The organism is Sphingomonas sp. BLCC-B65 (genome assembly GCF_028550675.1).
Classification (GTDB): Bacteria; Actinomycetota; Actinomycetes; order Actinomycetales; family Microbacteriaceae; genus Microbacterium.
Genome location: NZ_JAQQGL010000001.1, coordinates 1914423 through 1928706, shown reverse-complemented (window position 1 = coordinate 1928706; position 14284 = coordinate 1914423). Strand labels below are relative to the sequence as shown.

The 14284-nt window shown below is 72.3% G+C and carries 10 protein-coding genes; 3 read left to right on the top strand and 7 right to left on the bottom strand.

The annotated features are described in order from the left end of the window. Window positions 1-81 precede the first annotated feature (81 nt). The 4 genes from PP359_RS09110 to PP359_RS09095 form a co-directional block, all read right to left on the bottom strand. Window positions 82-2184 (bottom strand): HAD-IA family hydrolase, encoded by a 2103-nt coding sequence (locus PP359_RS09110; RefSeq protein ID WP_499250389.1) that lies wholly within the window; start codon window positions 2182-2184, stop codon window positions 82-84. A gap of 94 nt (window positions 2185-2278) precedes the next feature. Further along, complete coding sequence (locus PP359_RS09105) at window positions 2279-5185, bottom strand: aminotransferase class III-fold pyridoxal phosphate-dependent enzyme (protein WP_499250388.1); 2907 nt, start codon at window positions 5183-5185, stop codon at window positions 2279-2281. Window positions 5186-5355: 170 nt separating this feature from the next. Beyond that, a complete protein-coding gene (locus PP359_RS09100) occupies window positions 5356-5772 on the bottom strand; it encodes a hypothetical protein (RefSeq protein ID WP_476151511.1) in 417 nt (138 codons plus the stop codon). A 55-nt stretch (window positions 5773-5827) separates the two neighbouring features. Then, window positions 5828-6706: a LysR family transcriptional regulator gene (locus tag PP359_RS09095; protein ID WP_036316778.1), complete on the bottom strand. Its 879-nt coding sequence runs from the start codon at window positions 6704-6706 to the stop codon at window positions 5828-5830. An 82-nt stretch (window positions 6707-6788) separates the two neighbouring features. On the opposite strand from PP359_RS09095, the gene PP359_RS09090 reads away from it, so the two are divergent. Continuing rightward, a complete protein-coding gene (locus tag PP359_RS09090) occupies window positions 6789-8015 on the top strand; it encodes an MFS transporter (protein ID WP_294979325.1) in 1227 nt (408 codons plus the stop codon). Window positions 8016-8050: 35 nt separating this feature from the next. On the opposite strand, the gene helR is transcribed toward PP359_RS09090, so the two are convergent. Beyond that, complete coding sequence (helR, locus tag PP359_RS09085; RefSeq protein ID WP_499250387.1) at window positions 8051-10264, bottom strand: RNA polymerase recycling motor ATPase HelR; 2214 nt, start codon at window positions 10262-10264, stop codon at window positions 8051-8053. A 156-nt stretch (window positions 10265-10420) separates the two neighbouring features. Here helR and PP359_RS09080 point away from each other — a divergent pair, with 156 nt between their 5' ends. Then, window positions 10421-11470 carry a zinc-binding dehydrogenase gene (locus PP359_RS09080; RefSeq protein WP_499250386.1) on the top strand — a complete coding sequence of 350 codons (1050 nt, stop codon included), beginning with the start codon at window positions 10421-10423 and terminating at the stop codon, window positions 11468-11470. A gap of 25 nt (window positions 11471-11495) precedes the next feature. On the opposite strand, the gene PP359_RS09075 is transcribed toward PP359_RS09080, so the two are convergent. Further along, a complete protein-coding gene (locus tag PP359_RS09075) occupies window positions 11496-12170 on the bottom strand; it encodes a Type 1 glutamine amidotransferase-like domain-containing protein (RefSeq protein WP_499250385.1) in 675 nt (224 codons plus the stop codon). An 81-nt stretch (window positions 12171-12251) separates the two neighbouring features. On the opposite strand from PP359_RS09075, the gene PP359_RS09070 reads away from it, so the two are divergent. Next, window positions 12252-12674, top strand: coding sequence for an NUDIX hydrolase (locus PP359_RS09070; RefSeq protein WP_499250384.1), 423 nt, complete (start codon window positions 12252-12254; stop codon window positions 12672-12674). Window positions 12675-12699: 25 nt separating this feature from the next. Here the strand turns inward: PP359_RS09070 and PP359_RS09065 are convergent, their stop codons facing one another. Continuing rightward, window positions 12700-14208: an SDR family NAD(P)-dependent oxidoreductase gene (locus PP359_RS09065; protein WP_499250383.1), complete on the bottom strand. Its 1509-nt coding sequence runs from the start codon at window positions 14206-14208 to the stop codon at window positions 12700-12702. Window positions 14209-14284 lie beyond the last annotated feature (76 nt).

Genomic DNA, 14284 nt, shown 5'->3' with positions numbered 1-14284 from the left:
CATCCACTCCGAGAAACCGTCGGCGCCGTGGTTTCTCGGGGCGGATGTGGTTTCTCGCGTGTGGGCGCGGCGGGCGCGGCGTCAGTCGAGCGTGATGAGCGGGTCCGCGCCGTCCGGGCGGGTGACGTGGATGCCGCGGGCATCGGCGACCGTCCACGTCGGCGCCGCCGCGGCGGCGTGCGGGCCGACCCCGATCACGCGCATGCCCGCGGCGAGCCCGGCGGCGATGCCGTTGGCGGAGTCCTCGACCACGATGCATCGTGCGGCATCCACTCCGAGCGCCGCGGCCCCCGCGAGAAACCCCTCGGGATCGGGCTTGCTGCGCGAGACATCACCCGCGGCGATGACGACCGGCGGCGTCGGCAGCCCGGCGGCACGCATGCGCGCCGCGGCGAGCTCGGTCGTCGCCGAGGTGACGAGCGCGTACGGCACGCCCTCGCGGTCGAGGGCGGCGAGCAGGTCGGCGGCGCCGGAGATCGCCACGACGCCGTCGGTCTGCGCCGTCTCGGCGGCGAGCAGCTCGGCGTTCTCGGCGAGGTTGATCTCGTGCGGACGATCGGGAAGCAGCAGCGCCATCGAGTCCTGCCCCTGGCGGCCGTGGATCACCGCGAGCGTCCGTGCCGGATCGACGCCGTGATCGAGCGACCACTGCGTCCACAGGCGCTCGACGACGGCGTGCGAATCGACGAGCGTGCCGTCCATGTCCAGCAGCAGCGCGGCAGCCCGCGTCTCGATGCGAACGACGGATGCCGGCACGCGCAGCACCTCCCACCCGCCGCCGAGCGGTGGCACGTGCCACCCGGCGTGGACGGTGCCATCACCGTCGCGCGACACGATCACCCGGTGCGGCGAGGTCGTGTCGACGAGGTGCACGAGCGCGGCGCCGTCGTCGCGGCGTTCCCCGCGCGTCGCGAGGCGCAGATGAGTGGCGGCGGGGGCGTCCTCGAGGGCGGGGCCCGTCGCGGACACCTCCTGCCAGAACGTGTCCACCGGCACCGAGCCGACGCCCGGCAACACCAGCGTCCAGCCGTCGCCATCGGCGCGGTCGTGCAGTGCAGCACCGTCGAACGGGTCGGCGGCGAGCAGGCGGTCGCGCTCGGCCCAGGTGTCGCGCTCGACGCGGCGCGCCGACACGGCGGCATCTGCCACACCGGCATCCGCCCGGCCGGCGGCATCGGTCCCGCCTGCGACATCCGCCCCACCGGCCGCGTCCGCGACCTCGACGGCCGCGACGAAGGCCCAGAACGCGCGCAGCGTCGCCTGGGTGTCGAGCGCGGCGCCCTGGTAGGCGATGACGAGATCATGCTCGGGGAGGACGAGACCGAACTGCCCCGCGGCGCCGTCGAGCCGGAACCCGTGGCGGCCGCGCCAGACCTGGTAGCCGTAGCCGAGGGCCCAGTCGTTGACCTCGCCGGTGGCCGCAGCCGGGCCGTCGAAGGCGGCGGTCTCGGACCAGGGGCGCGACATCTCCTCGACGTACCACGCGGGCGCGACCTGCACGCCGTCGAACGCCCCGCCGGCGCTCAGCATGATGGCCGTGCGCGCGAGGTCATCGACCGTCAGGTGGAAGCCGGACGCACCGTGCTCGATGCCGCCGTAGGGCTGCATCCATCGCTCGCCGATGCCGAGCGGATCGAGCAGTCGCGGGCGCAGGTACGCGGTGAGGGGCTGGCCGGTGACGCCGGTGACGATCGCTGACAGCAGGTGCGTGGCCGGAGAGCTGTACGCGAAGTGCGTGCCCGGGGCGAAGGCGGGCGCCTCGCGCAGCAGCACGAGCGGATCGGCGCCGATGCGCTCGATCTGCGCGGCCGAGTGGCCGGTGTTCATCGTGAGCAGATGGCGCACGGTGATGCCGTGCGGGTTCGCCTCACCCACGTGCAGACCCGCAGAATCGTCGAGGCCCAGCCGCCCCTCGTCGGCGAGGAAGCCGATCGCCAGCGCCGTGTAGGTCTTGGATGCCGAGTACACGAGCGCCGGCCGCTCCAGGTGGTACGGCGCCCACGCGGTCTCGAACGCCACCTCGCCGTGACGGGCGACGAGCAGCGCGTGCGGGTCGAGGCCCTCCGCGGCGAGGCGCTCGGCCAGCGCGAGGACGGCGGCTTCGGGGATGCCGAGCCCCTCCGGGGCCCGACGGGCCAGGGGGCGGGACGACAGGGGACGACGGGACTGCGGCGAGGAAGTCATCTCCTCCACTCTACGAGCGGAGCCCTGGTCGGGGGCCGCCCGCCCGCCGCACCTACCCGCGGGGGCCGCCCGCTTCGGCATACCGCGGTCGCGCTCAGTCGCGGAGAGCGCCCAGCACGGCGTCGAGGGCGGCGACGAACCGGCGCGCGTCGGCCTCGGTGAGCACGAGGGGCGGTTTCACCTTCAGCACGTTCTGGCGTTCCGAGGCGGCCTGCACGATGAACCCGTGCCCGAGCAGCAGATCGCACACGCGCGCCGCCTCCTCCCGCGCGGGCTCGAGCGTCTCGCGATCGCGCACCAGCTCGATACCGAGATACAGACCCGTTCCGTGGACGGCGCCGATGAGCGGATGCCGCGGCATCAGCGCCCGCACGCCGTCGGCGATGATGCCGCCGACCCGCGCTGCATTCTGCTGCAGCCCTTCCGCGTCGATGATGTCGAGAATCGCCGAGCCGGCGACGGCGCTCGCGGGGGCGCCGCCCGCCGACGAGAAGAACGTGCCCTCGCGGGCGAGCGCGTCGACGATCTCCCGCCGCGTGATGACGGCGCCGAGGGGATAGGCGTTGCCGGCGGCCTTCGCCACCGACACGATGTCGGGCACGAGCCCCTGCATCGTGCTCCCCCAGAACGACGATCCCAGGCGCCCGTATCCGACCTGCACCTCGTCGGCGATGACCAGTCCGCCGTGCGCGCGCACGGCGTCGGCCACCGCCGTGAGGTAGCCGGCCGGAGGGATGACGCCACCGGCGTTGCCCAGCACCGGCTCGCAGATGAAGGCGCCGGCCGGGCGGCCCTCGTCGGCCAGGGAGCGCGCGAGGTCGGCGACCTCGCGCGCGTAGGCGGCCCCGGCATCCGCTCCGCGGTGACGGCCGCGGTAGTCGTTCGGGGCGTCGACGAGATGCACCCAGTCGGGGCGCGAGTCGGCGGCGTGCGGGTTGTCGAACGCCGAGGTGCTCACGGCGTCGGCAGCGCTCGTCCAGCCGTGGTAGCTCTCGCGCACCGCGATGACGTCGCGCCGGCCGGTCGCGACCCGGGCGAGCGTGAGGGCGAGGTCCACGGCCTCCGACCCGCTGTTGACGGGGATGACGGTGTCGAGCGACGGGTCGGGGCTGTGCGCGACGAGCCGCGCGGTGAACTCGGCGAAGGCGTCGTAGAGGAAGCGCGAGTTCGTGTTCAGCAGGTGCAGTTGACGCGAGATGCGGTCGGCGAACTCGGGATGGGCGTGCCCGATCGCGGTCACGTTGTTGACGAGGTCGACGTACGCGCGACCCTGCGTGTCGATGAGCAGCGCTCCCCACCCGCGCTCGATCTGCGGCGGCTCGGCGTAGAAGCGCTCGGCGGCGGCGCCCACGGCCTGCTCGCGCGCCCGCCGAGCACGGCGCGTCGCCCGCACCGGATCGGGTACGCGGTCGGTGCCCACGATCACCGAGGGATCGGCCGCCCCGGGAGTCTCGGCTTCGCCCTCGGCATCTGCGAACACGTCGCCGGGCGCGGCGTCGCGCACCCTCCGCGTGACGCGCAGCCGACCGAGACCCGGTTCGAGCTCGGCGATGCGTCCGAGGCGGGCGCCGGCATCCACCCCGCTATCCGCGACCGCCGGGTCGAGAACGATCCCCTCGATCCGCAGCACGACACCGGCATCGCGCACCTCGACCGCGCCGGCGCCGCCGTCGGGATCGGTGTCGACCGTCAGAATGCCGCCGAACGGCGCGGTGACCTCGACACCCGGGCGGGTCCACAGCTCGACGCACCGCGCCCGGGTGGCAGCGGGTCGGGTGGTGTCGGTCGACACGCGGCTCAGGCGGCTCTCGCCGTAGCGCAGCACCGCGACCGGGGCGGAAGCGAGGGTCTCGCGGACGAGCGCCTGCTCGGTGCCGGGAACCGTCCAGCGACCGCGATCGAGGTGCGCGCTGCGGATGCCGAGATCCACGGTGGCCGCGGCATCCAGCTGCGACAGGACGGGACGGTAGACGAGGCCCGCGCGGTGCGGCCGGCCCGCGGCCAGGCGCAGCTGCGCCGTCACCTCGGCGGACGGCACCCGCGCCGTGCGCGCGAAGACCTGCCATTCGTGCTCGACCCGCTCGCGCGCGTAGTCGTTGCCCGGGTCGATGCGCAGCTGGCTCCACCCGCTGACGGCGAGCACCGCTCCGCGCAGCACGACGAGGGGCCACAGCGCCTCGATCTCCGCGTCGGTGAGGCGCGCGCGCTGATCAAAACCCGCGACCGCGCGGGCGACAATTGCGAGGTCGTCGGTGCGACCCATGAGGTCGGCGAGGAGCATCGCCAGCTCGGCGGCGCGCCACGACGTGGCGACATCGCCCAGGTCGATCACCCAGTGCCGCCCGCGCCGATCGCGCATGACGTTGTCGGCGGTGAGGTCGCCGTGGATCACCTGCCGCGGAAGGTCGGCCGCGACGGCGTCGAGCTCGGCGGCGGCGCGGCGGGCCGCCGTCAGGCACTGCTCGCGACGGTCCTCGGGCAGGTCGTCGATGAGCTGCTCGACGACGGCGAGGGCGTTGCCGAGCTCCCATTGCAGGTTGCGGTCGGTGTCCTTGGCATCCATTCCGGCCAGAACGTCGGCGACCTCGGCGACGAGCTCACCCAGTTCTTCGGCCTGGGCACCGTCGGCGTCGGTGATGTCCGACAGCGGTTGCCCGTCGACGATCTGGAACCCCGCGACGCGAGCGACCTGCCCGTCGGCGCAGACGATCTGCGTCGTGCGAGCGCCGTCGACGGTCGTCAGCACCTCCGGTGTCAGCAATCCTTCTGAGCGCAGGCGATCGGAGGCCGCGATGTGCAGGTCGACGGCGAACGCGTCGACCGTCGGGTGGAAGATCTTGACGAGCATGCCCGCCCCGTCCACGCCGCGCACGAGGAAGTTGCGGTCCTGCTGACTGCCCAGCTCGGTGAGCTCGCCGTCCACGCCGTACTCGCGCCGCGCGAGCGCGCGAACCTCGTCGAGGTCCACCTCGGGTCGGGCGAGCAGCCAGTTGTCGGTCATCGGGTCACGTCCTTCGGGAGAGGGCGGTCGAGCGGAGATGCCGCCGCGGTGCGAGCCGCACGGGCACCACGATTCTGGCGGATGCCGCGGCATCCGTGTGTCCGGATCAGCGGCGTCGACCGTTCATCTCGTCCGCCGGTCGATGCCGAGGCTGTCGTGCCTCGCCGCGCCTACTGCACCGTCCACCAGGCGATGTCGACGAGACAGAGCTCGCCGCCGGCCTCCCGGTAGAAGACATCGCCTGGATACTGCGCACCCGCGACGACGCCCGACGCAGGGAGCGAGAGGTTGATGCTCCACGTCGGATCATGATGGGCCATCTCGGGCCAGTGGGCGGCGACGAACCGCTCGGGCTCTTGAGCGGTGAGCCCCTCCCAGTCCGCCGGATCGCGCACGTCGGGTTGCGATCCCGGGCAGACGAGTGCCGCAGCCTCGCCCGCCGCGGCGGCCGCGATCAGTTTCTGGGTCGTGTCGATGACGTGTGCACCGTCGGCGCCCCAGATGAGTTCGTTCATCGTGCAGCCGCTGAGCCCGACCGCGAGGGCTGCGCTCAAGCCGACGACGACGATCTTCCGCACCGGCGTCATGCGGCGACTCTATCCGCCACAGACGGGCACCGCCACGCCCAGCCGCAGGGCCGCCTCACCGCTCCCGCAGCGCGGTGACCAGCTCCTTCGCGTAGCGAGAGCCCTGGGCGGTCGTGCTCCAGGCGATGCCGATCGCGCGCACGCGCTGCGGCTCCAGCGGCAGATAGACGACGCCCGGGTCGTCGCGACCCGGAGTCCGCGGAAGGATCGAGACGCCGAGGCCACCCGCGACCAGGCTGCGCATCGTGTCGATCTCGCTGCTCTCGAAGGTCACGTTCACCGTGACGTCGGCCTCGTCCAGAATGCCGGTGACCGCCGTCCGCAGCTCCGCGATGCGCGAGAAGCCGATGAAGTCGCGCCCCGCCAGCGCGCGCACGTCGACCGGGCCGGATGCCGTCGCGAGCGGGTGACCGGTGGGCACGGCGATGCACAGCGGCTCCTCGGCGAGCGCGAGCCAGCCGATGTCGTCCGAGGTCGCCGACGTCGCCAGCGGTGCCGTGCTCAGAGCGACGTCGATCGTGTCGAGCGCGAGCCAGCCATAGAGGTCGCGGGCGAAGCCCTGTCGCAACGAGACGCGCACGTCGGGTCGCAGCGCGCGGAAGCGCTGGATGACGTCGGGCACCATCCACCGCGCCACCGAGTGCAAGAACCCGACGCGCAGCAGGCGGCCCTCGTCGGCGATCAGCTCGGCGTGGCGGCGGGCCGACTCGACCGCGTCGAGGACGCCGGCCGCATCGGCCCGGAAGGCGAGACCGTTGGCGTTCAGCTCGAGCCGCTTGCCGTGTCGCGAGAACAGCGCCATGCCGACCTCGTCTTCGAGGCGGGCCAGTGCGCGCGACACGTTCGACTGGTTGATGCGCAGCTCCGCAGCGGTGTCGCGCGTGTTCTGCGTCTCGGCCAGCGACAGGAAGATGCGGAGGGTCTGCTCGTCCATGACACCGATTATGCGCCGATCGCATCACAAGCGGCATCCGTTTCATTTCCGGCCCATCCGTGACCGGACGACGATGGTCCGCATGGCCGTCACCGTGCTCGATCGCACCCCCACCGGGTCGATCGCGCGCATCGCCGCGGGCACCCCCTCCTATCGACGCGTCGTGGGGCTGCTCGCCGCAGGCGGACTCGCGAACTTCGCGATCATCTACTTCCCGCAACCGTTGCTGCCGGCGATCGCGGCGTCGTTCGGAGTGGATGCCGGGGTCAGCGGACTCGCGATCTCGGCGACGACCGCGGCCATGCTGCTCGGGCTGTTGCTGTCGGCACCGCTGTCCGACCGCATCGGGCGGGTGTCCGCGATGAGCGGGTCGCTGGTGGCAGCCGGCGTCCTGTCGGTCGCGTGCGCGTTCGCGCCCACGTGGGAGGCCTTCCTCGCGTTGCGTGCCGGCGGGGGTCTCGCGCTGGCGGTGCTGCCGGCCGTCGCGCTCGCCTACCTGCGCGACGCCGTCCGCGACGACGCGCACGGGCGCGCCAACGCGCTGTACATCTCGGGCACGGCCCTCGGCGGCGCCGTGGGCCGGCTCGCGCCGCTGCCCCTCGCGACCCTCGGCGGCTGGCAGCTCGTGAGCACGGCGCTCGGCGTGCTCAGCGTCGTCGTCGGCGTGCTGGTCTGGTTCGCGCTCCCCCGCGACGGCGCCGCCCCGCTGCCGCTGCGGATCGGCGACCTGCTCGGCGGCACGGTCGCGTCGCTTCGCGACCCCGTCATCCTCGCCGTGTGCGTCGCGGGGGCGCTCGCGATGGCGACATTCGTCGGGCTCTACAACGCGGTGCCGTTCCGGCTGGACGGGCCCCCGTTCTCACTCGGCGCGGCGGAGGTGTTCGTCTACTTCGCCTACCCCCTCGGCATCCTCGCGCCGGGCCTGTTCCACCGGATCTCGAGACGCCTCGGCCGCGCGATGACGTCGCTCCTCGGCGCGATCGCGATGCTCGCCGCGATCGGCCTGGTGTTCTGGCCGAACGTCATCGCGGTGTTCGCCGGGCTCGGACTTCTGACGGCGGCCTTCCTCGGAACGCACTCGATCCTCAGCGGCTGGGTCGTCGCCCGCGCTCACGCGGTGGGACGCAGCACCTCGCGGGCCTCCAGCGCCTACCTGCTCACCTACTACCTCGGCAGCACGGTGTCGGGAGCGGCATCCACGCACCTGTTCGCCAGCGCGGGCTGGACGGCCGTCGTCCTTCTCGCGGCGGGGCTCACGACGCTGTGCGCTGCGCTCTTCCTCACGCTGCGCGTGCGCCGCGCCGGCTGAGCAGGGCGCCGACGGCAGCTCCGCGGCACCCCGCCCTACGAGAGCACGACGAGGCGCTGGGTCGCCCGGGTCATCGAGACGTAGCGGTCGACGGCGCCCGAGACGCCATCGCCGAAGCGGTCGGGGTCGACGAGCACGACCAGGTCGAACTCGAGCCCCTTCACCCGCTGCGCGTCGAGCGAGGCCACGCGCGGGCGCGGCACGAAGGCGGGCGCGCCGATCACCACCGCTGTGCCGTCGGCGCTCTCGCGTTCCCAGGTGTCGACGATCGCGTCGAGGTCGCGGCGCGAGCCGTAGCTCACCGGGACTCCCGTGCTGCGGATCGACGCGGGGACGTTGGCGTCGGGCAGCGCGGCGCGAATCACCGGACCCGCGACATCCATCACCTCGCTCGGCGTGCGGTAGTTGACGGTGAGCGTCGTCACGTGCGACCGGTCGATCCCGACGCGCGCGAGTCGATCGTCCCAGCTCTCGGCGAAACCGCGTCTCGCCTGCGCGCGATCCCCGACGATCGTCAGGCTGCGCGAGGGGCACCGCTGCAGCAGCATCCGCCATTGCGTGTCGGTGAGCTCCTGCGCCTCATCGATCACGAGGTGTGCGAACGGCCCGGCGAACGGATCACGATCGGATGCCGTGGGCTGCGCGAGCGTGCGGCGCAGGTCCTGACCGCGCAGCATCGACATGAGGCGCAGGTCGCCGTCGTCGGCGGCGATGAGGTCGCTGACCACGTCGGACATCACCCGATGCTCCTCGGCGGCCGCGCGTCGGTCTCGGCGCGCACGCACCTCGCTACGCGGGTCGCCCACGCTACGGCGCGCAGCGTCCAGCAGGGGCAGGTCGACGTCGGTCCATCGCGTCGGAGCACCGCGTGTGATCAGCACGTCGACCTCGACAGCGCTCAGCCACGGCGCGCAGCGCCGCAGCATCTCTCCCGTCGTGAGCAGACCGCGCAGCAGCGCATCGGGATCCAGCAGCGGCCAGGCCCGGTCGAAGAGCGCCTGCAGCTCCTCGTCGTTCTCGAGCGTCTCGCGCGTCGACTCGTCCGCGTCCCAGCCCGCCCCGTAGGCGTCGAAGTCGTCACCCGAGCGAGGCGAGGAACGGGACGCCTCTCCCCAGCCCTCGCCCCACCCGTCGCCGCCTCCTCCGCCGTCGCGCAGCTCGTCGTCGACACGGTCTTCCAGAACGTCGAGCAGACGCTCCCACGCGCGCACACGAAGCGCATTGTGCGGCAGGCCGTCGGCGTCGGCGAACACCTCCGACCACTCCGCGGGGCCCAGCACGACGGTGCCCCATGCGGTCTCGATCGGCGTGCGTCGCCGCGGCGGGCGCTGCCAGAGACGCACGGCGGCTCCGACGGCGTCCACGACACGGCCGTCGCCGAGCAGACGGCGAACCTCCGGATCGTCCTCCTCCCACACATCGCCGCCGTCGACGAGGTCGTTCACCGCGCAGACGAGCGCACCGTCCTCGCCGAGTCCGGGGAGCACGTCGTCGACGTAGTCGACGTACGGGCGATGCGGCCCGACGAACAGCAGCCCGCCGTGCCCCGACTGCACACGCGGATCGGCGTAGAGCAGATACGCCGCGCGGTGCAGCGCCACGACGGTCTTGCCGGTTCCGGGGCCGCCGTCGACGACGAGCGCGCCCCGGGAATCGGCGCGGATGATGGCGTCCTGATCGGACTGGATCGTCGCCAGCACGTCGCGCATCTTCGGCGACCGGCTCTCGCCGAGACTGGCGATGAAGGCGGACTGGTCGTCGAGGGCCGCGCGGTGATCGATGCCGTCGTCGGCGAACACCTCGTCCCAGTAGTCCACGACGCGCCCCTCGCACCACCGATACCGGCGTCGACTGGTGAGCCCGAGCGGATGCGCCGCCGTCGCGGCGAAGAACGGCGCGGATGCCGGGGCCCGCCAGTCCATCAGCAGCCGCTCCTCCGCGGCGTCCGCGAGGCCGAAGCGTCCGATGTAGGTGACGATGCCCTCCTCGTCGACCATGCGACCGATGCACGCGTCGAGGCCGAACCGGCGAAGGATGCGCAACCGCGCCGACAGGCTCTGCACCTCCAGATCGCGTTCGAGTGCGCGCTGGCCTCCGCTGACGGCTTCGTGCCGGAGCGCGACCAGCCGCGTCTCGGTGCGCTCGACCTCGGCGGCCAGCACCCCCGCGATCGCCGCGAACTGCTGCTCATCGCGCACGATGAGCGCCGGGTCGGCCTTGCGCTGCAGGCGCGGCGGCAGATCGAACACGCTTTCCTGAGTGTTTCGGACCGACATCCCACTCCCCCTTCGGCGCCGAGAAAGAGCGCGCGACCAGCGATTCTGCCCGACAGAGGGGGCCTTGCGGCAAGCCCCCCTGCGCGCGGGATAATAGAAAGGGCAGGGCGGATGGCGTGAAATGTACTTATGCGAGCAACCGTCATGTTCGGCGCCGGAGACGTCCGCGTCGAGACCGTCCCCGATCCCGTCATCCAACAGCCGAGCGATGCGGTGGTGCGCATCGTCCGCGCGTGCGTCTGCGGCTCGGACCTGCACCCGTATCACTCGATGGCCGAAAGCTCGACGGGCCGGCGGATGGGGCACGAGCTCATCGCCGTCGTCGAGGAGACCGGCGCCGACGTCACCACGGTGCGCCCCGGTGACTTCGTCGTCGTGCCCTTCGTCTACTCCGACAACACGTGCGTGTTCTGCCGCGAAGGGTTCCAGACCTCCTGCCAGCACGGCGGCTTCTACGGCAACGGGCGCGTCGGCGGCCTGCAGGCCGAGCGCGCCCTCATCCCGCACGCGGACGGCACGCTCGTGGTCGTGCCGGACGTCTCCCCCGACGCGGCATCCGATTCCCTGCTGGCGTCGCTGCTGACACTGTCGGACGTGTATCTGACGGGCTATCACGCCGCGCACCTCGCCCGCGTGCGCCCCGGCCAGACGGTGACGGTCGTCGGCGACGGTGCCGTGGGGCTGTCGGCGGTACTCGCCGCCCGCACCCTCGGCGCGGAGCGGATCATCCTCATGGGCCGCCACACCGACCGCACCGATCTGGGCGTCGAGTTCGGCGCGACCGACGTCGTCGCCGAGCGCGGCGCAGAGGGCATCGCCCGCGTGATGGACCTCACGAACGGCGAGGGCAGCCACGTGGTGATCGAGGCGGTCGGCCACATGCCCGCGTACGAGCAGTCCTACGGCGTCGTGCGTCCGGGCGGAGTCATCTCGCGCGTCGGCGTGCCGCAGTACGAGAGCGCACCGGTGGGCTTCGCCTCGCTGTTCGGCAAGAACATCACTCTGACGGGCGGCGTCGCCCCGGTGCGCGCCTACCTCGACGACGCGATTCCACTCGTGCTCGACGGCACGATCGAGCCCGGCCGGGTCTTCGATCGCATCATGCCGCTCGACGAGGCGCCCGCTGCCTACGCCGCGATGGACTCCCGAGAGGCGCTGAAGGTGATGCTGACGGTCTGAGCCGTCGAAGCGCCCGGCAGCAGGCTCACGCGTTGAGCAGCTCCCAGTGGCCCTCGGAGATCACGTCGACCTCGCCGTCGACGACACGGATCGCCGTCTGGTCGTCGATCGCGTAGGCGCGACCGCCGATGCCCTCTGCCCACCGGTGGGCCGCCGCGGTCGTGTTTCCGGTCCAGCCCGGATAGTCCAGATGCGGGAAGATCGAGAAGTCGACCAGTCCCAGCGTCTCGTCGGTGCCGCCCGGATGCCGGTCGACGAACTCCGGTCCGATACGCGGCGTGAGGGCCATGCTGCCCGCGCTGATGCCGACCCAGACGGTCTCATGCAGCTCCGGCAGGAGGTCGGCCAGTCCCGACCGACGGATCCATTCGGCCAGATACACCGCTTCGCCGCCGTCGACGAGAAGCGCATCGGCTTCCTGCACCCACGGCATCCATCGCTCGGGCGCGATCGTCGGCAGGGCGGTGAGCTCGAGGACGCCGACCGCACGCCACCCGAGCTCGACGGGGCTGTGGATGCCGCCGGGCCACCGCCCCGCCGTCGAACGCCACACCGTCTCCGGCGAGCACATCGGCTGCCCCCACTGCGCGGTCGGGATGAACAGCGCGGAGCTGTCTGCGATGGGTTTGCCAAGCAGGTCTTCGAGAGTGGTGCGGATGCTGTCGTTCGTGACGCCGCCCGAGGTCAGCAGGAGCTTCATGCGGACAGTCAATCGCGTACGGCGGCGCGCGGCCAGGGGGTGAGCCTCCGCCTGCCGGCGGTGCAGTGTTAGCGTGCGAGGGTGACCTCGACGCCGCCCCCCGATTCCGCGACCGCCCGCTCCATCCGTGTTTCCGCGGCCGTCATCACCGACGTCGACGGACGGCTGCTGCTCGTGCGCAAGGCGGGGACGACCGCGTTCATGCAGCCGGGCGGCAAGCCGGAGGCGGGCGAGGACGCGGCGCAGACCCTCATCCGCGAGCTCGCCGAGGAGATCGGGCTGCGCCTGCAGCCGACCGATCTCACGCCGCTCGGCGAGTTCACCGCCCCGGCCGCGAACGAGCCGGGCTTCGCCGTCGTCGCCGACGTCTTCCGCGTCGACATCGGCGATCAGCAGCCCGTGACGGATGCCGAGATCGAGGAGCTGCGCTGGGTCGACCGGGCCGTGGCATCCGCTCTGGAGATCGCCCCTCTCGCCGCGGCCTACTTCCTGCCCGAGGCTTGAGCGCCGCGGGCGGCGGCCGACCGGCTCACCACGAGCTCTTGCGGTAGTCCTTGAGGAAGATGCCGAAGAGGTCTTCGCCCGCCTCGCCGCGGACGATCGGGTCGTACACGCGGGCGGCGCCGTCGACCAGGTCGAGCGGGGCGTGGAAGCCCTCCTCCGCGAGGCGCACCTTCGTGTAGTGCGGGCGCTCGTCGGTGATCCAGCCGGTGTCGACGGCCGTCATGAGGATGTTGTCGGTCTCGAACATCTCGCGAGCGCTGGTGCGCGTGAGCATGTTGAGCGCCGCCTTCGCCATGTTGGTGTGGGGGTGTCCGGGACCCTTGTACCCACGACCGAACACGCCCTCCATCGCGGAGACGTTCACGACGTACTTCCGTCGCGCCGGCGAGGCCGCCATCGCGGGCCGCAGACGCGAGACGAGCAGGAACGGCGCGGTCATGTTCGCGAGCTGCACCTCGAGCATCTCGAGGGGCTCGACCTGGTCGACCGACTGCGTCCAGCTGTTGATGTGGTTCTCGTCGGGCACGAGCCCGCCCGCGTCGATCGCCGTGCCGGCGGCGAGACGCTCGAGCGACGACGACCCGGCGGCCATCGCCTCGGCGGTGAGCTCCTCGGCCGTGCGTGCGGCGGCCGCGAGGATGGGATGGCTCGAGACCGACTGCGCGAGAGCGAGCGGATGCGCGTCGTTGGTGTGGCCGAAGGTCAGCAGTTCGGGCAGCGGGCCCTGCGGCAGCGGCGCGAGCTCGGCGTCCACGAGCGGCTTGTACGCTCCGGCGGAGCGACGCACGGTCTGCGCCGCGTTGTTGATGAGGATGTCGAGCGGTCCGTCGGCGGCGACGGCATCCGCGAGGCCGATGACCTGGGCGGGGTCGCGCAGGTCGATGCCGACGATCTTGAGCCGGTGGATCCAGTCGCCGCTGTCGGGCAGCGCCGAGAAGCGGCGAACGGCGTCGCGCGGGAAGCGGGTCGTGATGGTCGTGTGGGCGCCGTCGCGCAGCAGGCGCAGCGCGATGTACATGCCGATCTTCGCGCGGCCTCCCGTGAGCAGGGCGCGCCGGCCGGTGAGGTCGGTGCGGGCGTCGCGCTTGGCGTGGCTCATCGCCGCACAGTCGGGGCAGAGCTGGTGGTAGAACGCGTCGACGATCGTGTACTGCTCTTTGCAGATATAGCAGGCGCGGGGCTTGATGAGCTCGCCCGCGGTCGGGGCCGCGGTGCGGGCAGCGAGCGGGATGCCGCGGGTCTCGTCGTCGATGCGGTCGGGCGCTCCGGTGGCGGTGGCGGCGACGACGGCACGGTCGGCGTCGGCGATGCGCTGGCGCTTCTCCTTGCGCGACATGCGCTTGACGTCCTTGTACATCTTGCCGGTCTGGCGACGCAGGGCGATGTAAGCGGGGTCGTCGCGATCGAGCAGGGATGCCGCGTCGATGACGCGCAGCGCGATCTCCAACTCGTGGGGGTCGATCGAGATGGGGGCCGGGGTCGCCGCGTCGTCCGGGTCGGGCGTGATCTCGGTGTCTGCAGGCGTTTCGGGCACGAGGGATTTTATCGGACGCGGCTGAGCGCGAGCCCGACGGGACGAGAGGTGCGGGGCGTCCGGCGCGTCCCGGGGC

What these genes read in the sequence shown, in the direction of transcription:
- PP359_RS09110 (WP_499250389.1), bottom strand. Translation starts at nt 2,184, where the DNA reads ATGACTTCCTCGCCGCAGTCCCGTCGTCCCCTGTCGTCCCGCCCCCTG.
- PP359_RS09105 (WP_499250388.1), bottom strand. Translation starts at nt 5,185, where the DNA reads ATGACCGACAACTGGCTGCTCGCCCGACCCGAGGTGGACCTCGACGAG.
- PP359_RS09100 (WP_476151511.1), bottom strand. Translation starts at nt 5,772, where the DNA reads ATGACGCCGGTGCGGAAGATCGTCGTCGTCGGCTTGAGCGCAGCCCTC.
- PP359_RS09095 (WP_036316778.1), bottom strand. Translation starts at nt 6,706, where the DNA reads ATGGACGAGCAGACCCTCCGCATCTTCCTGTCGCTGGCCGAGACGCAG.
- PP359_RS09090 (WP_294979325.1), top strand. Translation starts at nt 6,789, where the DNA reads ATGGCCGTCACCGTGCTCGATCGCACCCCCACCGGGTCGATCGCGCGC.
- PP359_RS09080 (WP_499250386.1), top strand. Translation starts at nt 10,421, where the DNA reads ATGCGAGCAACCGTCATGTTCGGCGCCGGAGACGTCCGCGTCGAGACC.
- PP359_RS09075 (WP_499250385.1), bottom strand. Translation starts at nt 12,170, where the DNA reads ATGAAGCTCCTGCTGACCTCGGGCGGCGTCACGAACGACAGCATCCGC.